Source organism: Streptomyces tendae (assembly GCF_014650435.1).
GTDB lineage: Bacteria > Actinomycetota > Actinomycetes > Streptomycetales > Streptomycetaceae > Streptomyces > Streptomyces tendae.
Window position 1 is genome coordinate 1 of record NZ_BMUY01000038.1, and the last position, 9,703, is coordinate 9,703.

The window sequence follows — 9,703 nt, forward strand, 5'->3', positions numbered from 1 at the left end:
GCGGATCAACGTGCTGTTCGCGATGCTCCGCGACGGCACCTTCTACGAACCCAGAACCCCACGCCTCGCTTGACGAAAGACATAGAGGCACCCCCCCACGTCGCGGGCCAGTGGCTGGCCGGCCGCGCCGCCGAGCTCGCCCCGGCCGGCCCGCACGTGCTCGGCGCGCTGCTGCGTCTGGCCGACGCCGACGCCCTCCCCCGGCCGGGGGCGCGCCGGCTGCTCCCGCACGTCCTGTCCCCGGCCCGGCTCGGACAGCCGGCCGAGCACGCGGACGTGCCGCGCCGGCTGGTGGCCTGCCGGGCGGGCACCCTCCCGCTGCCTACACGGGACAGGGACTGGGTCCTGGTAGCCGAGGAACTGCTGAAGGACGCCGTCGACCTCGGGCACGCCGGCTGGCGGGCCTACCGGGACGAGCGCCGGCGTGCGCACGCCGAGCGCCGGTCGCTGCCCGAGTTGACCGAGATCCTGAAGCGGGAGTGGGCGGCCCGCCTGCCTGAGCACGACATCACGGGCCTGCTGCGGGAGCTGGTCGTGACCGTCCACGCCGACGCCGACGCCCCGTTCCGCTGGGCCCGCCCGGTCCGCGGCGCGCTGGCGGCCTGCTGCGCCGCGACATCGAGACGTCCGGCCGGCGATCCTGGTCGGAGTTCGTCGACCTGGCCGAGGTCCGCGTCCTTGACGCCACGCTGTTCCTGGGCCCGGTCCTGGATATGGGTCCGCTGCTGGCCCGGGCGGTCCTCGACCTCGCCGCGGCAGACGCCGCGGCCGGCCCGCCGCTGGCCGACCGCCTGCGGGCGTGGTCGGGGATCGCGGCTGCGGACGCAGAAGTGCACGACCGGGTGCTCGCCGCCCACCTGGCCGCGCCCCCGCGCCCCGCGGCTCCGGGGACGAAGAAGCGGGGGCAGTGATGGGACTTGGCGGTCGAGCCCACCATACGGCTGCTGGCCAACCACCCGACACCGGAAGGAGCTCGCCTGGTCGACCTCGTTCTCACGAACTGCCCGCCCGAGCGCGCCGCCGACCTTCACCGCCGAGCCCGTCAGGCGCTCGGCTCAGCACCCGCGACCGCCATCGCAGGGAAGGTCCTGCCCGCCAGCGCCGAGCGGGCCTGGGCCTGGTCACCGATCCTGCCCGCGCCGCTGCTGGCCGGCTACGACCCGCTGCTGGCAGTGCTGCGCCAGGCCCGGCCGGACGGCTCGCCCGACCCGCGCGCTGCCGCCCGCCCGCAGTCGCGTCGTCACACCGCGCTCACGCTGGAAGACCTGCGCGAGCGGGCCGCCGCGGCCGGCCCGCTTACCACCGCGGCCGCCCTGGCCGGGGCAACGGACGCGGGCGCACCCGGCTACGCGAACGTACTGCAGCGCCTAGTGGCGGCCGACCCGGCAGCCTGGACTGCCGACGTCCCCGCCGTGCTCGCAGCCCTCGTCCTGCCGGAGCTCGGCGCGTTCTACCTCGCCGCCGCAGCCGCGGCCGCGCGCCATCCCGAGGCCTTCCCCCGCCGGCCCGGCCGAGGCGGTGCTCGCCGCCCTCTCGCTCAGCCGCGCCCTGCCCGCTCCCGCCGACCCGCACGTTGCGGACGCAGACGAGTACGCCAGCCGGGCGTGCTCCGACCTGCTGACCTTCGTATGGCGCACCGATGACGGCCTCAGTGATCTCGCCGGTGACATCCCGGCCGTCCTGGACCAGTTGCACACCCTCGCCAAGCCTCTCACCCACCCCGCAGCCCCGCCGCCGACTTGTGGAGGCTGTCGGCCGGCAACGCCAGCCACCGACCTGGCCGGCCCACCTGCCGACCACGCGGCCGGGGAGGAACAGGAGCCGAGCGCTGGCCTGCTGGACGCCCACCCGGCGGTGCGCGCTCTGGACTGCCTCATGGACTACGCCGCCAGCCGTGCCCTGCGCGACGGTCAGATGCCCGGCGACGTCCTAGATCTGGGCGCCTGCGTCCTGGGCGCCCGCGGCGGCGACGAAACGGTCGCCGCCGTGATCGGAGAACATCTGCCGCTCCTGCACCGCCGCGCCACCGCCTTCACCGCCGCCCACCACACCAAGGTGTACGGACTTGTCCCCGGCCGGCCCTCGCCGGCCGCCGCGTGGCTGCACGACCGTCGCGGACCCGGCCTCGATCCGCTGCTGCTCGCTGCCCTGGACCGCCACCAGCTTCTGGCCGTCCTGCGCGAGGAACCGTCCGGCGCCGTGGCGTTCCGCGTGATCCACGCGCTGCTGACCGGCCATGACGGTCTGCTCGGCGATCCCGTGACCGCCTGGCGCGCGCTGGCCGCCGGCCCGGGAGGCGCCGAAGCCGCCTCCGCCTTCCTCCCGTACCTCGCCCTCTTCACCGGGATGCGGCCGGTCGACCGGACCGCGCTGGACACCGAACAGGTGTGGTGGACCGCTGCCCTCGACGCCGGCATGCCACCCGGCGCGTGGCGGGCGCCGGCCACTTCGCCGCGGCGCTCCCGGACGAGGTGTGGCTGCCACTTGCCCGGCGCAGCGCCGCCCACTCGCCGGCCCAGACCGACGCCATCCGGGTCGCCGAACGCGCCGCCGCGCATCCGCGCGAGCCCGATGCCCTGCTGCTAGCCGTGCATTTGCTCACCCACCCCGCCCCTCAAGGCGTGTGCGACGGCGATGTCCGCCGCCACGCCCGCGCCCTGCTGCAGACCGCCGAGGCCCTGCCCGCGGCCGACCGCCCGGCCGAAGTCGCGCAGCTGCGCCGGGCTCTGATCGAAGCCGGGGAGGTAGACCTCGCCGCGTACGACGACGGGCTGGCCGCCGTCGACCACCCGTCGCAGCCCGGTTGCTGAATGGCTGCTGCGCCAACACCCGCTCTGACAAGCCGTCATGGGGTGGAGAATGGAGTCATGGGACGAGCTTCGCGGCGCCGGGCAGAGCGCCGCAACGCGCAACAGCCGGCGTACCCGGAGAACACCGAAGCGCCGCAGGTGCACGGCCGCTACCTGATCCGTCCGGCCACCCCCGACGACGACCCACAGGTGGTACACGCGCTCCTTGAGCCTGTGGAGTACATGGACGCGGCGATGCCCAGGGAGATCGTCGATCGCATGCGCACCGGCCGGCGCATTCCCGCACAGTTCGGCGCGGCGACCCTGCTGCTCGCCCAGGACCGGGAGACGGCAGAGGTCGTCGGCCTGGCCCATGCGATCCCCCGATCCAGTGGTTGATGGAGGCAGGCCTCGATGGGCCGCTATGCCTCATGCTGGCAAGGGCTTTGGTCGAGCTGGAGGCGGTGTCCGTCGCTGACACGGCCCGCGGGCAAGGGCTGGGGCACCAGCTCGTCGACGCCCTGGTCCGTGCCTACACCCTCCAGGGCTATCAGGCGATGCTCGGCGGCATCCACACGCACAAACCCCACCTGAAGCCGTACTACGAGGCCGACGGCTTCCACGTCCTCGGCCCCGGGACGCCGCTCGACCTCCAACTACCCATCGGCCGGCTCCGCTACCCGGCGGAGCCCTCGATGCGGCATCTGGTACGCCCGCTTGCCTCCCACGTGGCGTACCAGCACGGTGTCCTGACGGGCCTGCTCGGCCGCAGATGACGTGGGAGGAACAGCCGTCGCACGGCTCCCTTCGGGTCTGCCGCTACCAGCTCAACCCGGGGGAGACGGAGGCCAGGGCCAGTTGCTCGGCGATGGATTCCCGCAGCCAGTGCTGCGGCACCAGGTGGTGCTCCCTGGAGGTGATCGCCCCCTTACAGCGCCGCGTCGGCGGTCTCGGGCGGTACCTTCCCGCCCGCGGCATCGCGCCAGGGGTAGCTGTCCCATCCGGCGTCCAGCACGGTGTTGCGGGCGTGGGTGTGCCCGGACAGCGCCTCGCGCAGGGCATAGGTGGAGCGCCGGGCGTCATCGGCTCGGTCCAGCAGGAGCCGGCTGACGGAGGTGTCGGTAATGGTCACGATGTTCTCCAACTCGCTGATGCTGCACACCGTGACGGGCACCGTGGTGGTCGGCAGAAGCGGCCGCTGCAGCGGTGCGTTGACGATGTGGAACGGCTCCATCGTCACGATCAGCCCCTGCACGGGTCGATCAGTGGGCACCCCGGCGAACTCCTTGCGCCCGCTCGCGATCAGAGCAGCGGTGCGGTCGATCTGCTCGTAGGCGCGGCCCAGCATGCGCTGCAGCTCCTTGACCCGACGCTCGTTGGCCAGGCGCAGGTGCACGGTGGGCCGCACGGACTTCACCTCCACGAGCAGGATCAGTTCCTCGGTGACGACGATCCAGTCGACGCTGAGCGCCTGGTTCTGGCCGTAGACGATTTCCGGAAGTACCGTCGCGTCGGGCAGCAGCCCCAGCTGGCGGCCGACGTAGGCCTCGAACAGGTCGCCCAGGTCCTGAGCGAAGGCGGCACCAAATCGGTCGACACCGGTGTAGTAGATGCCCAGCGGGCTCGCCTTGGCCGGGATCAGCTGGCTGACCGGCGCGAGCAAGCCGGCGCCGTAGCCCTTCACCAGGGGCGTGCCGCGCAGCGGGTTGTACTCGTAGCGGCGCAGGAGCGGATCGGTCGTCAGCCGGGCCTGCTCGTTGCTCTTCCGGAAGGCGGCCGTATCGGTCACGAAGTGCTTCTCAGCCACGGACACGATGGTCGCGGCCGGGATCTCCGCACAGATGGGCTCGGCCCCGGGCGCCTCCAGCGAATCTGGATCGAACCAGCCGGCGCAAGTGATCGCCGATGCCCACAATAGCTGGGCGATGCCGACATAGTGCGACAGGCTGGTACCCAGCAACTCCTCTTCCCAGCCCGGACGCAGGCACCGCGCCTCCCGTGTCCCCGTCGTCTGCGTGAGCATGGCCGCAGCACGTGCCAGCTCCTGGAACACCGGCTCCTGGTAGATCATCTGCTCCCCGGCCGCGCGCAGCAGCCACCAACCCAGAGCGTCCTCATCGCTGTCGTGCTCGTAGAGGTATGGGTCCTCCAGCTGCGAGTACATGTCCAAGATCCGCAGCAGGTCCGTGTCGGTCGCCTCCTTGCGGTGGTACTCATTCCCGCACGCCAGCGACACCCGGGCAGCATCAGCCAGGGCCCACGGTGTGTACTTCTGGTACGGGCTCTCCAACCACGACGACTCCAGCGCAAAGGCCGCCGAAGCTCGGGCGATCTTCGGCACCAAAGCACTGGGCCGGTACCTGCGCACCCGCGCCACATACTCCGGATCCCGTACTGCTCGACTTCCTGGTACCCATGTCATGCGCTCAAGGCTCGCCCGCTTTCCTGTAAGTTGTCCTGCCTATTACGGTTAACACGGTGCTACGCCCCATACCGGTCGTCCGAACACGAGCCCCGCCAGCGGGGAGGCAGGTCCCGCTTCGGCTCGGGCAATCAGAGAACACGACCGGTCACGGCGGGTTCAGTAGGTCGTGCTGCTCGGCCCACTGCGCGACGGCCCCGGAAGTGCGGTGGGAGAAGCCAGCGGGGATGAGTTCCCCGGCGCGGGTGATGAGGCCGGTCTCGGGATAGCCGTACGCCTGCAGGAGTTCGTCGGCGAGGGCGGCGGTGGCTTGCAGGAGGCCACGACCTTGATCGGCAAGGTTGTCCAGGAGGACGCTGGCGGCGGCTGCGGCATGCGGATAGGACTCGGGCGTCAGCGGTCGCGGCCGACCTGTTCCGGGATCGAGCCGGTCGACACGGAATGGCACGATGTCCGGCCGATCGGGCTCGAAAACCCGGGTCTGGGACGGGTGTGCGGCCATGTCGGCAACGAGGGTGACGCTGGCCTGAGCGAGGCCGCTGGCGGCTGCCCGGTCGCGTGCGTGCGCAGCCAGGAAGGGCAGCGCGCATAGCAGCGGGTACACGACATCGCCGGGTTCTGCGGTGTGGAGTTGAGCCTCCTCATAGTCGTCCACATAGATGCGCCCGCTCAGGGAGAGGGCGATGGTGGCGCTGCCGTCGCGGTGCAGTTCGGCGCGTGCGGAGTATCGGCCTGCACCTTCCGTCACGATCAGGCGCCGCGGACCGACACTCACCCGCCCGAAGTTGCTGGCCTGCTGCCCGAGGTGGAGATGGGTGCCGAGGAGCTCCTGCTGGTAGCGGGTGAAACGCGCGGAGTCGATGACCATGTCGCCGGGCTGCTCGGGGACCACAGTGACGATCAGGTGCGGTGTGGTGCGAGCCGCCAGGGCATCGACGAGGTCCTCCTCAATGTCTGCGAGCCGCTGCTCGCGCTCGGCGGCCGCGGTGAACCGTGCCCGGTAAGCGGTGGCGACGTCGGTTTCGGTCAGCCACTCGGTTCTGCTGCCGCCGCGCCTGGGGTAGCGCAGAGTGTCTTTGGATGGCCTGCTCGCAGGCGCTGTCACGGCGTGCGGGCCAGCGGGACTGCGCGGCACGGCCAGCAGCAGGAATCCGGTGCCCGGTGCATCGGGATTGTGCACAGCGATGGGCTCGTAGGGGACGGGCGGTGCTGTGTTGGAGACGATGACCTGACGGATGTGGCGCAGTCGGGCGTCGTCCAGGTCGACATCGAGTACCTTGCTGGGCACCCCGTGCGTCTCCGCCATGCCGATGATGAGGAGTCCGCCTATGTGATTGGCGAAGGCGCAAATGTCCTTGACGAGCTCCTCGCGACCCCGGTCATCTGCCCGGTAGTGGTCCTGCTTGTAGTCGAGATCTTCGCCCTCGGCTGCCTCAGGGACGCCCACGAGCTCGGCAATGGCCTGGTAGTCCACTTCGTCGAGCCGTCGGCCGAACAAGCCCTCGATCCTGCCCAGTCGCGTCACCATGTGCAGACCCTACAGATTGCGCACACACACGCTGCCCTTCCCAGGACAGCCATCCGGCTGCCAGCGCGACGTCCCATTCGGTGGCGATGCTGGAGCGCACAGGCATCTGGCCGGACGCGTTCTTCTTTAAGCGCGAGGAGCGCCACCGTCGCCCGCTTCCTACTGAGCGGCACAAGGACAACGACGACAGGCTGGGAGCTGGCCATGCCACCAGCCTGCGCGCGCCGGGCCGGGCGGTGCACGACGGCGGCGGCCATCCTGGCGGGGTGAGCAGCGACCGCTACCGCGTCCCCGCGACCTCCGTGGGCAGGCCGGCCATCACGGGCTGGTGGGACCGCAAGGACGCAAGTTCCGCGGCTGGGTCGGCCGGTGCGGGGGCCTGCCGGGCGCTGGGATCACCTTCGTTGACGAGGAGCAGGGCGTGACGTTGACGGAGTGGCCGGAGGAGGCGTGACGGCTGGGGCGGTGAATCTTCCGGGAGGAGAGGGGTCCGCCCCCGGTTGGTTGCCTGGGGCGGTGGAGTCGTTACGACTGGCTGCCGTCCGGCTCCTCGTCGTCTTCGATCAGCTCAGCCACCGCTACCCGGACTTCATGAGCTCGAAGAGGGCGAGCATCTTCGTCCAGGCGACGCCGAAGAGGGCGAGCGCGGACAGCACGCCGACGCCCATGATGATGGTCACGGCGGCGATGTCCGGCACGTCTAGCACTACGACCGCGGCTGCTGCGGCAAGGACCATGAGCACCACGCCGGCTGTCCTTAAGAGTTCGAAGTCCCGTACTCGGATGTGCTCGTACGGACCGGTGAGGCTGTCCGGCAGTAGAACTCCGGTGCGACTGGCCGCACTGCTGCCAGCGATGCGCAACAGCAGGCCGGCAAGGGCTTCGAGTGCGCGATTCGGGTTCGTTCCGTCCAGTTCCTTCTCGGCGGCCCTCAGCGTGGCGACGACGGTCTCGGCGTGGCGCCGCAACGCGGCGTGCCGTGACCGGCGGCGACGGGCGACGGTGCGGTGGGCGCGGCGTGCCCGGAAGATCGCGCGCTCTACCGTCTGGAGGGACATCGATACCCGGTGGATGGCCCCGGGACGATCACTGCCGCAGGCCTGCGCCGCTGCTGCGGCGACCTCTACCGCGGCAGCGCACTCTGCCACGAGCTGATGCTGGCGCATGCGTGAGGGCGCACCTGGTAGGTGAAAATTCCTCCGTAGATAGCGAGGAAGAAGAGAATCACGACTACGGGTGAGTTCACGTTCTCACCGGTCACTTCTACCGCAACCATGATGGTCAGACACCAGGCCAGCACAATGCGACACAAGTAGTGGAATGTGGCCTTTCTGCGCCATTGATAGTAAGCGCGAAGGGCTGAGCGGAGATGGAGCGGCAGTACTATCCATGCATATCCGACGCCGCATAGAGCGCGCTGCATTCTGTCAGCGTACAAATCTGCTTGCCGAGAGCGGAGATGACGCCAGCTCGCCATGAGCCGCCTTGGTATGACCACTGCTCTGAGACTCGCTTTCGTATTGAGGGCTCAGGGGCCGCCGACGGCGCCAGGTTTGGCCGGCGGCCGGAAGCGTGGAGAGCGAGGACGAGGCATACTGGACCGACGCACACTCGCGTACAGGTGCAGAAGGCCCCGGCAATCCCGCCGGGGCCTTGCTGCGTCCTGCCTGGGTCAGGCGACGGCGTGGAGGCCGCCCTTACCCGGCTTGGGTGGGCGCTTGGCGTACCCGGGGACCTTGATGGGCGGTGGGCCACCGAGGGCGAGCTGTTGGGTCATCTCCTTCTCCAGCTCGGTCTGAGATTCGTAGCCGGCCACGGCCGGGTTGAGGGCGTATCGGTGGCCGCGGCCGCCGCCGGAGCGAAGGACGATGCCGCGGTCGACGAGCAGTCCCATGGCTCGGCTCATGGAGGCCTGGCCGACGCCGAGGATCTCGTCGATCTCGGACTGCTTCATGCCCACCGAACCACCGGGGTCCTGGTGAGCGACCATGACCGACAGGACGTCGATCGCTGTGGGCGTGAGCTGCAGCTGGTGCAGCATGCCCAGCAAGTCCGTGGTGGTCATCATGGCGAGACGATCCCTTCGGTCAGCCGAGCTCGGTCCGGGAGAACAAGGTGAGCTCGGTGGCGAGTTCGTCGGGGAACTTGGAGTCGAGGACGAGTGCTCGGAGCTCGGCGAGGAAGTCCTGCTGCTCCTGGCCGTTCCCGTTGTAGGCGACGCGCGGGTTGAGCTGGTAGGACGACCTTTTGACCTTGCGAATGAGGTTCTTCTCGCAGAGCGAGTCCAGGGCGTGGCCGATGCTGGTCCGCTTCACACCCAGCTCGGATGCGATCTCAGCGTGCGTCGCCTCGATCTTGCCCTTCTTCTGCCTGCCGATCATGTTCGACAGCACAGCGGCCTGGAGCTTGCTGATGATGTTGTGCATCAGGCAGTACGGCAGGACGCGTCGCAGGAAGTAGTTGCTGACGAGGGAGTAGCCCGCCTCGCCCAGCATGTCGTGAGGAGGTCGCCGGTAGACGACGGTCTTGACCTCGTGCACGGGACCCTTGCCGAACTGCTCGGCGATCCGGCGTGCAAGGTCGGTGCCACCATCCCTCTCAACTGGCCTGACAGCCTTCGGCGGTTGAGGTCGAGGACTCGCGCGCCATGCGCGCAGGCCCTCTGCCGCTGCGTCCATGTAGATGATCCTTTCGCGTACAGGTGGAGCGCACTGTACGGCAAAAGTTGCGGACATCCGCATGTTACACGCGGGAGAGTTGCTATCCGTCGCAAGTTTGTGTCGGTGGGCGCCGACACTGGCGCGCACGGAGCGAGTGCCGGCAGTCGAGAGCGGGCGAGACAGGGGTCCGGCGCGCAGGGGTCCCTAAGTGGGCGGTTCGTGAGTCTTTGAGTGGGTCTGCTGTCGCCTGATGGTGTGGCGGCGGGGCGGAATCTGCCGGTCCGCGGTTGGTGATCTGGTGATG

10 protein-coding genes are annotated in these 9,703 nt (G+C 69.8%); 5 read left to right on the forward strand and 5 right to left on the reverse strand.

From position 1 onward, the window contains the following. Positions 1-713 precede the first annotated feature (713 nt). From IE258_RS40040 to IE258_RS41600, 5 genes are all read left to right on the forward strand, one after another. Positions 714-911: a hypothetical protein gene (locus IE258_RS40040; RefSeq protein ID WP_189750710.1), complete on the forward strand. Its 198-nt coding sequence runs from the start codon at positions 714-716 to the stop codon at positions 909-911. A gap of 607 nt (positions 912-1,518) precedes the next feature. Then, positions 1,519-2,586 (forward strand): hypothetical protein, encoded by a 1,068-nt coding sequence (locus tag IE258_RS40045; protein ID WP_229892753.1) that lies wholly within the window; start codon positions 1,519-1,521, stop codon positions 2,584-2,586. A 35-nt stretch (positions 2,587-2,621) separates the two neighbouring features. After that, positions 2,622-2,810, forward strand: coding sequence for a hypothetical protein (locus IE258_RS40050; RefSeq protein WP_189750716.1), 189 nt, complete (start codon positions 2,622-2,624; stop codon positions 2,808-2,810). A gap of 57 nt (positions 2,811-2,867) precedes the next feature. Then, a complete protein-coding gene (locus IE258_RS41595) occupies positions 2,868-3,188 on the forward strand; it encodes a hypothetical protein (RefSeq protein WP_229892755.1) in 321 nt (106 codons plus the stop codon). Positions 3,189-3,220: 32 nt separating this feature from the next. Then, positions 3,221-3,565 carry a GNAT family N-acetyltransferase gene (locus tag IE258_RS41600; protein ID WP_229892757.1) on the forward strand — a complete coding sequence of 115 codons (345 nt, stop codon included), beginning with the start codon at positions 3,221-3,223 and terminating at the stop codon, positions 3,563-3,565. Positions 3,566-3,717: 152 nt separating this feature from the next. On the opposite strand, the gene IE258_RS40060 is transcribed toward IE258_RS41600, so the two are convergent. The 5 genes from IE258_RS40060 to IE258_RS40080 all read right to left on the reverse strand — a co-directional run bounded on the left by IE258_RS40060 (position 3,718) and on the right by IE258_RS40080 (position 9,279). Further along, complete coding sequence (locus IE258_RS40060; protein ID WP_189750711.1) at positions 3,718-5,130, reverse strand: hypothetical protein; 1,413 nt, start codon at positions 5,128-5,130, stop codon at positions 3,718-3,720. 229 nt (positions 5,131-5,359) lie between these two features. Further along, entirely contained in the window at positions 5,360-6,739 is a 1,380-nt protein-coding gene (locus IE258_RS40065; protein WP_189750712.1) for an AlbA family DNA-binding domain-containing protein, read from the reverse strand. A 578-nt stretch (positions 6,740-7,317) separates the two neighbouring features. Continuing rightward, entirely contained in the window at positions 7,318-7,905 is a 588-nt protein-coding gene (locus IE258_RS40070) for a hypothetical protein (RefSeq protein WP_189750713.1), read from the reverse strand. A 506-nt stretch (positions 7,906-8,411) separates the two neighbouring features. Continuing rightward, complete coding sequence (locus IE258_RS40075) at positions 8,412-8,807, reverse strand: Fic family protein (protein WP_189750714.1); 396 nt, start codon at positions 8,805-8,807, stop codon at positions 8,412-8,414. A 19-nt stretch (positions 8,808-8,826) separates the two neighbouring features. Continuing rightward, positions 8,827-9,279, reverse strand: coding sequence for a replication/maintenance protein RepL (locus IE258_RS40080; RefSeq protein WP_229892758.1), 453 nt, complete (start codon positions 9,277-9,279; stop codon positions 8,827-8,829). Positions 9,280-9,703 lie beyond the last annotated feature (424 nt).